The 15,209-nt window shown below is 65.3% G+C and carries 13 protein-coding genes and 1 pseudogene; 7 read left to right on the top strand and 7 right to left on the bottom strand.

Annotated elements, in window-relative coordinates:
- Positions 1–23: 23 nt before the first annotated feature.
- The 6 genes from AC1D14_RS22375 to AC1D14_RS22350 all read right to left on the bottom strand — a co-directional run bounded on the left by AC1D14_RS22375 (position 24) and on the right by AC1D14_RS22350 (position 5,223).
- On the bottom strand, positions 24–356 hold the full coding sequence (locus AC1D14_RS22375; RefSeq protein WP_003798940.1) for a metal-sulfur cluster assembly factor: 333 nt from the start codon (positions 354–356) through the stop codon (positions 24–26).
- Between the two features lie 12 nt (positions 357–368).
- Positions 369–1,166, bottom strand: a complete 798-nt coding sequence (sufC, locus tag AC1D14_RS22370; protein ID WP_476969218.1) for a Fe-S cluster assembly ATPase SufC — start codon at positions 1,164–1,166, stop codon at positions 369–371.
- 104 nt (positions 1,167–1,270) lie between these two features.
- On the bottom strand, positions 1,271–1,630 hold the full coding sequence (locus AC1D14_RS22365; protein ID WP_230121306.1) for a non-heme iron oxygenase ferredoxin subunit: 360 nt from the start codon (positions 1,628–1,630) through the stop codon (positions 1,271–1,273).
- 25 nt (positions 1,631–1,655) lie between these two features.
- Positions 1,656–2,906: a Fe-S cluster assembly protein SufD gene (sufD, locus tag AC1D14_RS22360; protein ID WP_230121307.1), complete on the bottom strand. Its 1,251-nt coding sequence runs from the start codon at positions 2,904–2,906 to the stop codon at positions 1,656–1,658.
- Entirely contained in the window at positions 2,906–4,369 is a 1,464-nt protein-coding gene (sufB, locus tag AC1D14_RS22355) for a Fe-S cluster assembly protein SufB (RefSeq protein ID WP_230121308.1), read from the bottom strand. The genes sufD and sufB overlap by 1 nt, the downstream gene beginning before the upstream one ends.
- Positions 4,366–5,223 carry a helix-turn-helix transcriptional regulator gene (locus AC1D14_RS22350; protein ID WP_230121309.1) on the bottom strand — a complete coding sequence of 286 codons (858 nt, stop codon included), beginning with the start codon at positions 5,221–5,223 and terminating at the stop codon, positions 4,366–4,368. The genes sufB and AC1D14_RS22350 overlap by 4 nt, the downstream gene beginning before the upstream one ends.
- Before the next feature lie 105 nt (positions 5,224–5,328).
- Between AC1D14_RS22350 and AC1D14_RS22345 the strand changes: the two genes are divergently transcribed.
- The 3 genes from AC1D14_RS22345 to AC1D14_RS22335 are packed head-to-tail and all read left to right on the top strand — an operon-like array spanning position 5,329 to position 8,013.
- Positions 5,329–6,297: an ABC transporter ATP-binding protein gene (locus AC1D14_RS22345; RefSeq protein ID WP_230121310.1), complete on the top strand. Its 969-nt coding sequence runs from the start codon at positions 5,329–5,331 to the stop codon at positions 6,295–6,297.
- Positions 6,294–7,061: an ABC transporter permease gene (locus AC1D14_RS22340; protein WP_230121311.1), complete on the top strand. Its 768-nt coding sequence runs from the start codon at positions 6,294–6,296 to the stop codon at positions 7,059–7,061. Before AC1D14_RS22345 ends, AC1D14_RS22340 begins: the two co-directional genes overlap by 4 nt.
- Positions 7,062–7,068: 7 nt before the next feature.
- Complete coding sequence (locus tag AC1D14_RS22335; protein WP_230121312.1) at positions 7,069–8,013, top strand: COX15/CtaA family protein; 945 nt, start codon at positions 7,069–7,071, stop codon at positions 8,011–8,013.
- A 335-nt stretch (positions 8,014–8,348) separates the two neighbouring features.
- On the opposite strand, the gene AC1D14_RS22330 is transcribed toward AC1D14_RS22335, so the two are convergent.
- Positions 8,349–9,308 carry a heme o synthase gene (locus AC1D14_RS22330; RefSeq protein WP_476877246.1) on the bottom strand — a complete coding sequence of 320 codons (960 nt, stop codon included), beginning with the start codon at positions 9,306–9,308 and terminating at the stop codon, positions 8,349–8,351.
- Between the two features lie 518 nt (positions 9,309–9,826).
- Between AC1D14_RS22330 and tkt the strand changes: the two genes are divergently transcribed.
- The 4 genes and pseudogenes from tkt to AC1D14_RS22310 all read left to right on the top strand — a co-directional run.
- The gene (tkt, locus tag AC1D14_RS22325) at positions 9,827–11,944 is read left to right on the top strand and encodes a transketolase (protein ID WP_476877251.1); all 2,118 of its coding nucleotides are present in this window, start codon (positions 9,827–9,829) and stop codon (positions 11,942–11,944) included.
- A gap of 29 nt (positions 11,945–11,973) precedes the next feature.
- The gene (gene tal / locus AC1D14_RS22320; RefSeq protein WP_476877247.1) at positions 11,974–13,092 is read left to right on the top strand and encodes a transaldolase; all 1,119 of its coding nucleotides are present in this window, start codon (positions 11,974–11,976) and stop codon (positions 13,090–13,092) included.
- A 6-nt stretch (positions 13,093–13,098) separates the two neighbouring features.
- The gene (locus AC1D14_RS22315; protein WP_230121316.1) at positions 13,099–14,733 is read left to right on the top strand and encodes a glucose-6-phosphate isomerase; all 1,635 of its coding nucleotides are present in this window, start codon (positions 13,099–13,101) and stop codon (positions 14,731–14,733) included.
- Between the two features lie 15 nt (positions 14,734–14,748).
- Positions 14,749–15,209: pseudogene (locus AC1D14_RS22310) on the top strand (glucose-6-phosphate dehydrogenase); the annotation flags it as partial.

Genomic DNA, 15,209 nt, shown 5'->3' with positions numbered 1-15,209 from the left:
CCGTCGTACTTTAAGCAGTTTCCTTAGATGTTGAACCCGAGGGCGCGCATCTGGTCCTTGCCGTCATCGGTGATCCGTTCCGGACCCCATGGCGGCATCCATACCCAGTTCAGGCGCCACTCGTCCACGACGCCGTCCAGCGCCTTGCCGACCTGCTCCTCGAGGACGTCGGTCAGCGGGCAGGCCGCTGTGGTGAGCGTCATGTCGATCAGTAGGGCGCCATCATCCTCCGAGTACTTCAGGCCGTACAGCAGCCCGAGGTCCACGATGTTGACCCCGAGTTCGGGGTCGATGACATCCTTGAGTGCCTCTTCGACATCCTCCAGCCCTGTGCGGGCTGCGTCGATTTCTGTCATGGCGTGTCCTAACTAGGCCTGCGCTGCGGCGGCAGCGGCAGCGATCGTGGCTGCCCCGGCGCCCGTGGCGTAGCGGTCGTAGCCTTCTTCTTCGAGGCGGTCGGCGAGCTCCGGGCCGCCTTCTTCCACAATCTGGCCGTCAACGAAGACGTGGACGAACTCAGGCTTGATGTAGCGCAGGATGCGCGTGTAGTGGGTGATGAGCATGGTGCCCATGTTGCCTTCGGCGTGGGCGCGGTTGACGCCTTCGGAGACGATCTTCAGGGCGTCGACGTCCAGGCCTGAGTCGGTCTCGTCAAGCACGGCGAACTTGGGCTTGAAGAGTTCCAGCTGGAGGATCTCCACGCGCTTCTTTTCGCCGCCGGAGAAGCCTTCGTTGACGTTGCGCTGGGCGAAGTCGGCATCGATGCGCAGCTGCTGCATGGCGGCCTTGACATCCTTGGTCCAGGTTCGGAGCGCAGGTGCCTGGCCGTCGATGGCGGTCTTCGCGGTCCGCAGGAAGTTGGTCATCGCGACGCCGGGAACCTCCACCGGGTACTGCATGGCCAGGAAGAGCCCGGCGCGGGCACGCTCATCGACGCTCATGGCCAGCACGTCTTCGCCGTCAAGCGTGATGGTGCCGCCGGTGACCTTGTAGCGCGGGTGGCCGGCAATGGTGGAGGCGAGAGTGGACTTACCCGAGCCGTTGGGGCCCATGATGGCGTGGGTCTCACCGGTCCGGATGGTCAGGCTGACGCCCTTCAGGATCTCCTTGGTGCCCTGCTCGGTGTCAATGCTGACGTGCAGGTCCTTGATCTCAAGAGTAGACATGTGTCTTGTTCTCCTCTGCACCGTGCCGTTGCGGCTGCGGTGCGGTCTTTGGTCTGGAAGTTGTTAAGTTCTGGTACAGGCCGGGCTCGGAAGCAGGCCCGTGGCTAGCTGAAGTTCGGTGCCTCGGCGCCGTTGAGGACGTTGGTGAAGTCCACGTAGACCTCGTCTCCGACGATCTCCACTGCGAACACGGGTACGGGGTCGTACGCCGGCAGCTGGAGCGGTTCGCCGGTGCGCAGATCGAACTGCGACCCATGGCCCCAGCATTCGATGGCGCAGCCTTCGATCTCGCCCTCCGAGAGGGAGATGTCCGCGTGCGAGCAGGTGTCGCCGATCGCGTGAATCTCTCCCATGGAGTCCTTGACGATCGCGACGGGGTAGTCGTCGATCAGGATCCGCAGGGCCTGCTTGAGCTGGATCTCGTTAGCGTTGCAGACGAGCTCGCCCTTTGGCTGTTCGGTCATCCGTTGTCCTGTACTTTCCGGCTGCTTAGTTTTCGGTCGCGGCGAGTTCACGCTCAACAGCCTCGGTCAGGCGCTCTTCGAGTGCCGCAACCTTGATCTGCTGGATGATCTCATTGAGGAAGCCGCGGACGACGAGACGTCGCGCCACCTCTTCGGGGATTCCGCGTGCCATGAGGTAGAACAGGTGTTCGTCATCAAAGCGCCCAGTGGAGCTCGCGTGTCCGGCACCTTCGATGAGACCGGTTTCGATCTCGAGGTTCGGAACCGAGTCCGCCCGGCAGCCGTCCGTCAGCACGAGGTTCTGGTTCTTCTCGTACGAGTCGGTGCCCAGGGCCTGCTTCTGGATCAGGACGTCGCCCACCCACACGGTGTGCGCGTTCTTGCCCTGCAGGGCGCCCTTGTACAGGACGTTGGACTTGCAGTTGGCCACATTGTGGTCTACGAAGGACCGGTGCTCCAGGTGCTGCCCGGCGTCGGCGAAGTAGAGGCCCAGCAGCTCGGCCTCGGCACCTTCACCCGAGAAGCGAACGTTGGAGTTGAGCCGGACGATGGATCCGCCCAGGGACACGGCGATGTGCTTGTACACAGCGTCCTTGCCCACCTCGGCGTCGTGCTGGCCGAGGTGCTTGGCGTCGTCTTCCCAGAGCTGCACCGAGATCACGGTGAGCTTGGCGCCCTCGCCGACGATGACTTCCAGGTTGCCGTTGTGATCGGCTGCGCCGGTGTGTTCCACGATCACGACGCTGCGTGAGTTGGCACCGGCCTCGATCACGAAGTGTGCGTTCGAGCGGCGGCCGGCACCTGCACCGTGGACCAGGATCCGCAGCGGCTCAGCCGGCTCTGCCTCGGCCGGAATGACCAGGTGCAGGGCCTCGTCAACATTGGCGGAAGCGACGACGGCGGCACGGTCGGCCGGCGTCAGCACGGTTCCGCGCGGGGCGGCTCCGGGAGCCAAAGTGCCGCGGACGTAGCCTTCGGGCGCTTCCACGGTGAACGCGGTTGCGGGCTCGGGATCAAGCTCCGTTGCAGTGTCCGAGAGGAGGTTGGCCAGTCCGCGTACCGGGCTGAAGCGCCACTCTTCCTCGCGGCCGGTGGGCAGCGCGAAGTCAGCGACGTTGAAGCTCGTGAGCCTCTCGGCGCGGGAGGCCATCACGGTGACGCCGTGGTTGTGGCTGTGGTCAACCTTGGCGGAGACCAGCCCCTCGCCTTCCTCGGTGAAACCTGCGATGGAAGGCGCTCCGATGCGGGCCTTTTCAGTAGTAATTTCGGCAGTCATTAACCGACGGATCCTTCCATCTGGAGTTCAATGAGGCGGTTCAGCTCGAGGGCGTATTCCATCGGCAGTTCGCGGGCGATCGGTTCGATGAAGCCGCGCACGATCATGGCCATGGCTTCGTCTTCGCGCATGCCGCGGGACATGAGGTAGAAGAGCTGCTCTTCGGAAACGCGCGAGACAGTTGCCTCGTGACCCAACTGGACGTCATCCTCGCGGATGTCGATGTAGGGGTAGGTGTCCGAACGGCTGATGGTGTCCACCAGCAGGGCGTCGCAGCGCACGGTGTTGGCCGAGTGCTTGGCGCCTTCGCGGATCTGGACCAGGCCGCGGTAGGCAGCGCGCCCGCCGCCGCGGGCCACGGACTTGGAGATGATGGAGCTCTTGGTGTTCGGCGCGATGTGGACCATCTTGGAGCCGGTGTCCTGGTGCTGGCCCTCGCCGGCGAACGCGATGGACAGGGTCTCGCCCTTGGCGTGCTCGCCCGTGAGGTAGACAGCCGGGTACTTCATGGTGACCTTGGAGCCGATGTTGCCATCGATCCACTCCATGGTGGCGCCTTCTTCGCAGATCGCGCGCTTGGTCACGAGGTTGTACACGTTGTTGGACCAGTTCTGGATGGTGGTGTATCGGACGCGGGCGCCCTTCTTAACCACGATTTCCACCACGGCGGAGTGCAGCGAGTCCGACGTGTAGATCGGGGCCGTGCAGCCCTCGATGTAGTGGACGTAGGAGTCCTCGTCCGCGATGATCAGGGTGCGCTCGAACTGGCCCATGTTTTCCGTGTTGATGCGGAAGTACGCCTGCAGCGGAATGTCCACGTGGACGCCCTTGGGCACGTAGACGAAGGAACCGCCGGACCATACGGACGTGTTCAGCGAGGCGAACTTGTTGTCGCCCACCGGGATGATGGTGCCGAAGTACTCCTGGAAGATCTCCGGGTGCTCCCGCAGCGCGGTGTCGGTGTCCAGGAAGATGACGCCCTGCTGTTCCAGGTCCTCGCGGATCTGGTGGTAGACCACCTCGGACTCGTACTGCGCGGCCACGCCGGAAACCAGGCGGCTGCGCTCGGCTTCCGGGATGCCGAGCTTCTCGTACGTGTTGCGGATGTCTTCGGGCAGGTCTTCCCAAGTGGCGGCCTGCTTTTCCGTGGAACGCACGAAGTACTTGATGTTATCGAAGTCGATGCCGGACAGGTCCGCGCCCCAGGTGGGCATGGGCTTGCGGTCGAAGTACTTCAGGCCCTTGAGGCGCAGATCCAGCATCCACTCCGGCTCGCTCTTCTTAGCCGAAATGTCGCGGACGACGTCCTCGTTGAGACCACGCCGGGCGTTGGCCCCGACGTCGTTCTTGTCGGCCCAGCCGTACTCGTAGGTGCCGATGCCGTGCAGCTCGGGATTCTTCTCCAGAATCTCCGAAATCACAGCAGTCTCAGCAACCTTGTTCTCTGATAGTTGGTCCGTCATAGCGGCCTTTCTTGCAGATGGTTGGATACTTCGTGCAGGGTGCCCGGTTCCGCTCCCGGAGCGTGAGCCCCCGTCGCGGCCGGACGGCCTGTGGGTATGTGGGTGGTGCAGACGTGGCCCCCGCGGGCCAGGGTGGACAGGCGCCTGACGTCCACGCCCACCAGCCGCGAAAACATTTCCGTTTCCACGTCGCAGAACACCGGGAACTGCGTGGCGAGCTGCTGGATGGGGCAGTGGCCCTGGCACAGCTGGACGCTGGACAGCGCCGCGGGAAGCGGGGCCTTGGCTTCGATGGAAGCGGTGGAGGCGACGAAGCCGTCCCGGGACAGGGCGGCGGAAAGCGCCTGGGAGCGGGCCGTGATATCGGTTCCGGCCTGGTCCACTTCGGGAGCGTAGCGGCGTTCCATGTCGGCAAAGCGCTCGACGGCGAATTTGCGGACCGCTTCGGTGCCGGCGATCTCCTGGAGCTGCTTGAGCGCCGAGCTGGCGATGTTCAGGTAATCGTCGCCCAGCGTGGACTGGCCCTGGGAGCTCAGGACGTAGCGGCGGGCCGGGCGGCCGGCGCCTGCCCCGGCGCGGGCGGCACGCTTGACCTCGATCACCCCGGCGCGGGACAGATGGTCGAGGTGGCGGCGGACGGCGGCCGGGGTGAACCCGAGCAGATCACCGAGTTCGGCCGCGCTGACGGGGCCGTGTTCCAGCACCGCATTGAGGACGCGGTCGCGCGTGCGCTCGTCGGCGTCGGCCGCGGGCGGCAGCGCGCCCTGGGCAGCCGGCTTTCCACCGCGCAGCACGCTGATCCGCGCGCCGGATCCGGCCAGGGGCACGAATGTGGAGTTGGTCATGGAATACACAACACAATCATGTCGTAATTTACTCCGGTCATCCAGTAAGGCTTGGCTGACCTGGGGTTGGCGGTCACTCAGGAAGGGCAGTACTACTTCACGTAGAATGCTGGGGTGCGATCCCCCAAATCCCCCGTTTTGGCCATCAGCGGGCTCATTAAGGACGTTGGTCCGCTACCCACCCTCGATGGCAGGATGCTGAGGGTGGTGAGCGACGTGTCACTCGTCGCCGGACGCGGCGAAGTGACAGCCCTGCTAGGAGCAAACGGCGCCGGCAAGACCACTACGATTGAATGCGCCCAGGGCCTGCAGAAGCGTACCGGCGGTACGATTTCGCTCCTGGGCCAGGATCCCGGCAAAGCCGGCGCTGACTTGCGCTCCCGCGTCGGTGTCATGCTCCAGGAAGGCGGCCTCCCGCCGTCGGCCCGTCCTCTTCCCCTCCTTCGCCACATCGCCGGCATGTACCGGAACCCCAAGCCGATCGGCGAGCTGGTGGAGCGGCTCGGCATTGACTCCTTCAGCCGCACGAATGTCCGCCGGCTCTCGGGCGGGCAGAAGCAGCGGCTGGCTCTCGCAGCGGCCCTCATCGGCAACCCGGAAGTGCTGTTCCTGGACGAACCGAGCGCCGGCCTTGATCCCCAGTCGCGCCAGCTCGTGTTCGGGCTGATCTCGGAGCTCCGGGACAGCGGGATGGGCATCATCCTGACAACCCACCTGATGGACGACGCCCAGCGCCTGGCCGACTATGTGTACATCATCGACGCCGGCAGGAACGTTGCCGAGGGCACCGTCGCCGAGCTCCTGCAGCACCATACTCCGGAGATGACCCACAAGGGCCACATCCGGACGCTGCACTTCGAGGCCCTGCCCGGCCTCGACTTCACGGGCGTGCTCCCTGCAGAGGTGGAGGTCCGGGAAACCCGGGCCGGAAGCTACTCGGCCACCGGCGCGCTCACTCCGGATGACCTTGCGGCCCTAACAGGCTGGTGGGCCCGGCACGGTGTGATGCCCGGGTCGATGAGCATGGAGGCGCGAAGCCTCGAAGATGTTTTCCTCGACATTTCCGGAAGGGACGTCCGATGACGCCACTCACCGACAGCACCCGCAGCAGTGCCGCTCCCCTGCTCCGCCGCATCATCCTGCAGGGCAAATACGAAGCGCTAACGATGCTCCGGAACGGCGAACAGCTGATTCTCGCGATCGTACTGCCGCTGCTGGCCCTCGTGGGGCTCACCGTTACCCCGCTGCTGGACGGCATGGGGGACAGCAGGATCAACGTGGCAGTGCCGGGCATCCTCGCCCTTTGCGCGATGTCCACGGCATTCACCGGACAGGGAATCTCGACCGGATTTGACCGCCGGTACGGAGTGCTGCGCTTCCTGTCCACCACACCGCTGGGCCGTACCGGCCTCATCGCAGGCAAGATTCTCGCCGTGCTTGCCGTGCTCTTCCTGCAGGTCGTTGTGGTCGCCGCCGTCGCCTTCATCCTTGGCTGGCGGCCCGAGGCGTCGGGCTGGCTTCCCGGCCTGGGGCTGCTGGTACTGGGCGCCGCGGCGTTCACGGCTCTGGGGCTGCTGGTTGCGGGCACGGTCCGCCCCGAGGCCACGCTCGCCATCACCAACCTGCTGTGGATCCTCCTGGGCGCCCTCGGTGGCATCGTGATACCCGCGCAGCGGCTGCCTAAACTGGCCCAGGACACCGTGCACCTGCTGCCGTCAGGCTCGCTTGGAGAAGGGCTGCGCGACGCGTTCCTGCACGGCGCGGTCAATGGCAATGCCGTCCTGGTCCTGCTGCTGTGGCTCGTTGTGGCCGGTGCAGCAGCCATCCGTTGGTTCAAGTGGAATTGAGATAACCGTGAGTACGGCTTCGCGCCTCCCCCAGATCGTCAGCCGCATTACGTCACGGCTTCCGGTCACCGTTGATTCAGCAGTCCGCCGCCTGGCTGTGCTGTCCCTGATCGGGCAGACGCTCCTCGTGGTCACCGGCGGCGCCGTCCGGCTCACAGCCTCCGGACTGGGCTGCCCCACCTGGCCTCGCTGTACCAGCGGCTCGCTGGTCAACACGCCGGAAATGGGCATCCACGGCTTCATCGAGTTCGGCAACCGGCTCCTGACCTTCGCCCTGGCCGCCGTCGCCGTCCTGATGCTGGTCTACCTGTGGAACCTTCGCAAGGAAAGGAAGGACCTTTTCCTGCTGGCCCTGGGCCTCCTTGCCAGCATCCCGGCGCAGGCGGTGATCGGCGGAATCACCGTGCTCACCAGGTTGAACCCGTGGGTGGTGGGACTTCACTTCCTCGTCTCCATGGCGCTGGTGGTTTTCGCCACGCTGCTGGTGAACAGGGCCTACGGCCGGACAGGCCGCTTCATGGACCACGCGCTGCCCGCCCTGCCCGGGGTGCTGCGGCCGGTCATGACCGCCGTCGCAGTATTCTCCGCCGTGGCGGTCATGTTGGGAGTCGTGGTCACCGGTGCCGGTCCGCACGCCGGCGACGCCAATGCGCCGCGGAACGATCTCGACTGGGACCTCTTCTCCCACATCCATGCCGTGCCGGCGTACCTAATCACCGCCGGGACGCTGTTTGCCTGCTACCTGGTGCTTCGACGCCACATCTCCGGCCCGTTCCGCGCCGCAGTCCTGATGCTTCTCGGCGTCACCCTGCTGCAGGCACTCATCGGGTTCACGCAGTACTACAACGGCATTCCGGCACTCCTCGTGGGCGCCCACATGCTGGGAGCGGCGCTGCTCATGAGCGCCGCCACGAACGCCGCAGACATCGCCCGCTACAGCCCGGCCAGGTAGGGAAACCCGCAAAGAAGCTCGGCACAAGAGTAGTCCAGCAAGAGGGAAGCACCCCGGTCCGCGTTGTTCGGGGTGCTTCCCTTTGCCCCCGACGCTCTCTCACTTCCTGCGCCCTTCCCGCGGACGCTCTCTCACTTCCTGCGCCCTTCCGTGGACGCGCTCTCTTACATCCTGCCCCCCCTTCCCGCCGACGCTCTCTCACATCCTGCGCGCAAAAAGGAACGCTCCCACACATGATGTGAAGGAGCGTTGCCGAATCTGTTGCGACAAGTGAGAGAGCGTCCCGGGGGCCAGAATGGCGCGGGGGTGTTGCCGGGGCGGCCGGTGTTGCCCGGTTAGCCCATGATGGCCGGGCCCACGAACGGGTCGACGGCCAGCGCGATGAACAGGAGCGTGAGGTAGCTGATGGAACCGTGGAAGACCTTCATGGCCCCCTTGTCCGAGAGGTCGCCGCCCTGCGCGCGGCTGTACAAGGCATGGGATTCGTACAGGAACCAGGCCCCGGCCACCACGGCCGTAACGGTGTAGACCCAGCCCGCGCCACCGGCGGGAACCATCAGCAGCGAACACGCCACCATGGCCCAGGCGTAGAGGACAACCTGCACGGAGACCACCCGGGCGCCGGCGATGGCTCCCAGCATGGGGACGTTGGCATTCCGGTAGTCCTCGCCGTAGCGCATGGACAGCGGCCAGTAGTGCGGCGGCGTCCACAGGAAAATCACCATGAACAGCACGACGGCGGGCCACTCAACTGTGTTGGTGACCGCCGACCATGCAATCAGCACCGGGAAACAACCGGCCGCGCCGCCCCAGACAATGTTCTGCGCCGTGCGCCGCTTCAGAATCATCGTGTAGATCACGACGTAGAACACGATGGCGCCCAGCCCCAGCCAGGCCGACAGCGGGTTGGCGCCGAACCAGAGAATGGCGATGGCTGCCGCGCCCAGGAGCCAGGCGAAGATCAGGGCTTCGCGCGGGGTGACTTCGCCGGTGACCAGCGGCCGTTTTTCGGTCCGGTGCATCAGTTTGTCGATGTCGCGGTCGATGTAGCAGTTAAAGGCACCCGCGCTGCCCGCCGCGAACGCGCCGCCCACCAGGGTGGCAAGGATCAGGCCGAGGGACGGAAAGCCACGCTGAGCGTAGATCATCGTGGGAAGCGTGCTGACCAGCAGAAGTTCAATGACCCGTGGTTTGGTGAGAGCGAAGTACGCCTTCGCCTTGCGGGCTAATCCGGCTCTTCCGTGGACCCGGGACGAGGTCAGCGGCGTATCTGTTGTGCTCACGTTGGCAGTCACTCTGTTCTGTCTGGCTGTGTTGTCTGGCTGATCTGCCCGAATCCTGAGTCCGGATTGATCCCTCAACGGCGGTTGACGGGCTAAGAAGTCCGCTGCACGGGCCCTGCCTGTCCGCCGGTGGCCTCCCGATATCATACCGCGGTCGCGCATCAGTCCGTGGCATCACCCCATTTCGGCAAATCACTGAAAATGATTCCTTCGAGCCTGCTTCGAGCACATTAACGCAGCCTCACCGCCGAGTCCCGCCAACAGTGATTCACAAAAGAGAAAATGCGTCCATTTAGTGAGATTTCCGCTGCCCGAACTGTGGAATAGAGCTAAGCTGTCTGCAGATCAGCGCGCGGTGGGAGACGGTGAGAAACCGCATTCCCAATCCGTCCAGTGACTGAATGAAGATCAACGTTTCAATGGTGAACGGCTGGTAGACAAAATGCAGCGGGCACCAACCTGTGCCCTCCTGCGACCTGTCCGTACCGCCCGCCGTCAGCACAGAGAGGGGCCCGGTTTTCGTGCCACATTTGGAAGAGCAAGAACTGTCATGGACCAGCTTGGACCAGCGCGCGGTTGACACCGTACGTGTCTTGGCCGCCGACGCCGTCGAGAAGGTAGGCAATGGCCACCCCGGCACCGCAATGAGCCTGGCTCCGGCCGCATACCTTCTCTTTCAGAAGATGATGCGCCACGACCCGAAGAACCCGGACTGGATCGGGCGGGACAGGTTCATCCTGTCTCCCGGCCACACGTCCCTGACGCTGTACATCCAGCTGTTCCTCTCCGGCTACGGCCTGGAACTGCAGGACCTGCAGGCGCTGCGTACTTGGGGTTCGCTGACTCCCGGCCACCCCGAGTACAAGCACACCGCCGGCGTGGAAATCACCACCGGCCCGCTGGGCCAGGGCCTGGCCTCCTCGGTGGGCTTCGCTTACTCCCAGCGCCGCCAACGCGGCCTGTTCGACGCCGACGCTCCCGCCGGCACCAGCCCGTTCGACCACACCATCTGGGTCATCGCTTCCGACGGCGACCTGCAGGAGGGCGTCACCTCCGAGGCTTCGTCCCTCGCCGGCCACCAAGAGCTCGGCAACCTCGTTGTCATCTACGACGAGAACCACATCTCCATTGAAGATGACACCGACATCGCCTTCACCGAAGACGTCCTCAAGCGCTACGAGGCGTACGGCTGGCACGTCCAGCGCGTGGACTGGACCAAGACCGGCGAGTACAAGGAAGACGTCCAGGAGCTGTACTCCGCCCTCGTGGCTGCCAAGGCGGAGACGTCCAAGCCCTCCATCGTTTCGCTGCGCACCATCATCGGCTACCCGGCACCGAAGAAGCAGAACACCGGCAAGATCCACGGTTCCGCCCTGGGTTCCGAGGAAGTTGCTGCCCTGAAGGAAGTCCTCGGGTTCGACCCCGAGAAGTCCTTTGACGTGGACGAGGACGTGCTGGCCCATGCCCGCGCCGTCGTGGACCGCGGCGCCCACGCACGCAAGGAATGGGAAGAGTCCTTCGGCGCCTGGCAGTCCGCCAACCCGGAAGCCGCCGCCCTCCTGGAGCGCGTGGAAGCACGCAAGCTTCCGACCGAACTGGACGCAGCCCTGCCGGTCTTCCCGGCCGGCAAGGACGTTTCCACCCGCGCAGCCTCCGGCAAGGTCCTGAACGCCATCGGACCGGTCATGCCGGAACTGTGGGGCGGCTCCGCCGACCTCGCAGAGTCGAACAACACCACGATCGAAGGCTCGCCGTCGTTCGTTCCCGCGTCCAAGCAGACCGACGCCTGGTCCGGAAACCCGTACGGCCGCGTCCTGCACTTCGGCATCCGCGAGCACGCTGCCGCCTCGATCGTCAACGGCATCGCCCTGCACGGCAAGACCCGGGCGTTCTCCGGAACGTTCCTGATCTTCTCCGACTACCAGCGCCCGGCCATCCGCCTCGGTGCGCTCATGGGCGTGCCGTCCCTGTACGTCTGGACGCACGACTCCATCGGCCTGGGCGAAGACGGCCCCACCCACCAGCCGGTGGAGCAGCTGGCATCCCTCCGTGCCATCCCGGGCCTCGACGTGGTGCGCCCCGGCGATGCCAACGAAGTTTCGGCAGCCTGGAAAGCCATGCTGGAGAACCACGAAAACCCGGCCGGCATCGTCCTCACCCGCCAGAACATCCCCACCTACGAGCGGGGCGAAGGCGAAGCCGAGGGCGACACCTTCGGTTCCATCGCCGGCGTTGCCAAGGGCGGTTACGTCCTGGCCGAAGCCTCCAAGGACGGACAGACCGTTGACGCGCAGGTCATCCTGATCGGCACCGGCTCGGAAGTCCAGCTCGCCGTCCAGGCCCGCGAGGCGCTCCAGGCCGAGGGCATCGCCACCCGCGTGGTCTCCATGCCGTGCGTTGAGTGGTTCAACAAGCAGGACGCCGCTTACCGCACAGCAGTCCTGCCCGCCGCGGTCAAAGCCCGCGTGTCGGTCGAAGCCGGCTTGGCCCTGGGCTGGAAGGAATTCGTCGGCGACGCCGGACGCTCCATCAGCCTCGAGCACTTCGGCGCTTCGGCAGACTACAAGCGACTCTTCCAGGAATTCGGCATCACGGCAGAGGCTGTCGCCGCCGCCGCCAAGGATTCCATCGCCGAACTCCAGTCCTGACAGCACCCCACAGTTTCAAGGAGATTGCAATGACTACCACTCCCACGCAGCAGCTTTCCGACGCCGGCGTTTCCATCTGGCTCGATGACCTCTCCCGCGGCCGCCTCAAGACCGGCACCCTGCAGAAGCTGATTGAAGAGAAGAACGTTGTGGGTGTCACCACGAACCCCAGCATCTTCCACGCCGCCATCACCGCCGGCACCGACTACGACGCCACGATCGCCAAGCAGGCCGCGGCCGGTGCCAGCATTGAAGAGACCATCTTCGAAATCACCACCACGGACGTCGCGGACGCCTGCGACCTGTTCGCGCCGGTTGCCGCGGCGACCAATGGTGTGGACGGACGCGTTTCCATCGAGGTGGACCCCCGCCTCGCCTGGGACACCGCCGGCACGATTGCCGAGGCGAAGCACCTGTACAAGAAGGTCAACAAGGACAACGTCCACATCAAGATCCCGGCCACCCTTGAGGGCCTGGAGGCCATCACGGCCACCCTGGCCGAGGGCATCAGCGTCAACGTGACCCTGATCTTCTCGCTGGAGCGCTACCGCGCCGTCATCAACGCCTTCCAGTCCGGCCTCGAGCAGGCCAAGGACAACGGCCACGACCTGTCCAAGATCCACTCGGTTGCCTCGTTCTTCGTTTCCCGCGTCGACTCGGAAATCGACAAGCGCCTCGACGCCATCGGCACCGACGAGGCCAAGGCCCTCAAGGGCAAGGCCGGCGTCGCCAACGCCCGCCTGGCCTACCAGGTCTACGAGGAGCAGTTCTCCACCGAGCGCTGGGCAGTGCTGGCAGAAGCCGGCGCCCTGCCGCAGCGTCCGCTGTGGGCCTCCACCGGCGTGAAGGACCCGGCCTACCCGGACACCCTGTACGTTACGGAACTCGTGGCCCAGGGTGTCGTGAACACCATGCCGGAGAAGACCCTCGACGCCACGTTCGACCACGGCGTGGTCACCGGCGACACCGTCACCGGCACCTACGCCGAAGCCAACGACACCCTGAACGCCCTGGAGGCCCTCGGTGTCTCCTACAACGACGTCGTGGCCCTGCTCGAATCCGAAGGCCTGGACAAGTTCGTTGCCAGCTGGAAGGAACTGCTGGCCGACGTTGAGGGCGCCCTCGCCACCGCACGGAAGGCTTCCTAACCCACAATGAACACTCTCAGCTACGACGCCACCGGCGCAGCCCGGAAGGCCCTTGAGCAGCACCTGCCCGCCCTGGTGGAGGACCGCATTGCCACCCGGATCTTCGCGAAGGACCACACCCTGTGGGGTCCCGATGCGGAAGCCGAGTCATCGGTCCGCCTGGGCTGGGTCGAGGCGGCTACCGTCTCGCAGCCCCTCGTGGACGGCATCCTGGAACTCCGCGATGCGTTGAAGGCCGAAGGCGTCACCCGCATCGTCCTTTGCGGAATGGGTGGCTCCTCGCTCGCTCCCGAGGTCATCGCCGGTACCGCCGGCGTCGAGCTGACCGTGCTGGACAGCACCGACCCCGAGCAGGTCGGTGCTGCCCTCGCGGACCGCCTTTCCGAAACCGCCATCGTGGTTTCCTCGAAGTCGGGTTCAACCCTGGAAACGGATTCGCAGCGGCGGATCTTTGAACATGCCTTCACCGAAGCCGGCATTGATGCCAAGAGCCGGATCATCATTGTCACCGATCCTGGATCGCCGCTGGACAAGGCTTCCCGCGAGGCCGGCTACCGGGCCATCTTCAACGCGGATCCCAATGTGGGCGGGCGTTACTCTGCCCTCACCGCGTTCGGGCTGGTTCCGTGCGGTCTGGCAGGGGTGGACATCCAGTCCTTCCTCGACGAGGCCGAGGAAGCGGCAGAAATCCTCAACGAGGACGCCCCGGAGAACATCGGCCTTGCGCTTGGAACGGCGCTTGGCGGTACCAACCCGCTGCGGGACAAGATTGTCATCGTCGAAGACGGCTCCGGAATCGTGGGCTTCGCCGACTGGGCTGAGCAGCTCATCGCGGAATCCACCGGCAAGCTCGGCACCGGCGTCCTGCCGGTGGTCGCCGGCCCCTCCGCCCCGGAGGTCACCTCCGGCGCCGAAGACGTCCTGGTGGTGCGGCTGGTAGGTGCGGATGCCGACGTCGAACTCGGTGAAAACGAAGTTGCCATTGCCGGCGGCCTTGCCACCCAGATGATGGTGTGGGAGTTCGCCACCGCCGTGGCCGGGCGCCTCCTGGGCATCAACCCGTTCGATCAGCCGGACGTGGAAGCCGCCAAGGTGGCTGCCCGCGGCCTGCTGGACGCTCAGCCGGAACCGACGCCGGCCGCCTTCACCGACGGTGCCATCGAGGTGCGCGGCGGGGACTGGCTGGGGAACGCCGCCACGGCGGCGGAGGCGGTCACCGCCCTGCTCGCGAAGCTGGACGCCAACGGTTACCTCAGTGTCCAGGCCTACTTTGACCGCCTTGCGTTTTCGCAGCTTGAGGGCATCCGCGACGAACTGGCGCAGGTCAGCCGCCGTCCGGTCACCTTCGGCTGGGGACCGCGATTCCTGCACTCCACCGGACAGTTCCACAAGGGCGGACCCGCCATCGGCGTTTTCCTGCAGGTGACGGCCGCGTCCGGCCAGGACCTGGCCATCCCCGACCGCCCGTTCACCTTCGGGGAGCTCATTACGGCACAGGCCGCGGGTGACGCCCAAGTCCTGAGCGAACACGGCCGCCCGGTCCTGCGCCTGCACCTCACCGAGCGTGCAGCAGGCGTCGCCCAGCTCCAGGAGATTGTTTCCGCGCTTGCCGGCCAGGCAGCATCCGCCACTGAAAGCTAAGGCACTAAACCAACCATGCCAGATACTTTGAACGGCAAGAGGTCAGCGGGCAGGAGCGGGAACCCTTTGCGGGATCCGCGGGACCGCCGTCTGAACCGGATTGCCGGACCGTCGTCGCTCGTGCTCTTCGGAGTCACGGGTGACCTCGCCCGCAAGAAGCTCATGCCCGCCGTGTATGACCTCGCGAACCGCGGCCTGTTGCCGCCCAGCTTTGCCCTGGTGGGCTTTGCCCGGCGACAGTGGGACAACGAGGACTTCGCGGCGGAGGTGAAAGACGCGGTCAAAACGTACTCCCGTACGCCGTTCGATGAGGCGGTGTGGAACCAGCTGTCCGAAGGCATCCGTTTCGTGCAGGGCGAGTTCGATGACGACTCCGCCTTTGAGCGGCTCGGCGAGACCATCAAGGAACTCGACGAACAGCGCGGCACGCGCGGCAACCATGCGTTCTACCTGTCCATCCCGCCGAAGGCCAGGCC

It is taken from the genome of Arthrobacter sp. P1_B11 (genome assembly GCF_056406715.1).
Note: the sequence above shows the minus strand (reverse complement) of the source record. Positions and strands in the feature narration are given on the sequence as shown.

Excerpts from the sequence above, each read along its gene's own strand:
- tal (WP_476877247.1), top strand. The coding sequence starts at position 11,974 with ATGACTACCACTCCCACGCAGCAGCTTTCCGACGCCGGCGTTTCCATC.
- sufD (WP_230121307.1), bottom strand. The coding sequence starts at position 2,906 with ATGACTGCCGAAATTACTACTGAAAAGGCCCGCATCGGAGCGCCTTCC.
- sufC (WP_476969218.1), bottom strand. The coding sequence starts at position 1,166 with ATGTCTACTCTTGAGATCAAGGACCTGCACGTCAGCATTGACACCGAG.
- AC1D14_RS22365 (WP_230121306.1), bottom strand. The coding sequence starts at position 1,630 with ATGACCGAACAGCCAAAGGGCGAGCTCGTCTGCAACGCTAACGAGATC.
- AC1D14_RS22315 (WP_230121316.1), top strand. The coding sequence starts at position 13,099 with ATGAACACTCTCAGCTACGACGCCACCGGCGCAGCCCGGAAGGCCCTT.
- AC1D14_RS22375 (WP_003798940.1), bottom strand. The coding sequence starts at position 356 with ATGACAGAAATCGACGCAGCCCGCACAGGGCTGGAGGATGTCGAAGAG.
- AC1D14_RS22340 (WP_230121311.1), top strand. The coding sequence starts at position 6,294 with ATGACGCCACTCACCGACAGCACCCGCAGCAGTGCCGCTCCCCTGCTC.
- sufB (WP_230121308.1), bottom strand. The coding sequence starts at position 4,369 with ATGACGGACCAACTATCAGAGAACAAGGTTGCTGAGACTGCTGTGATT.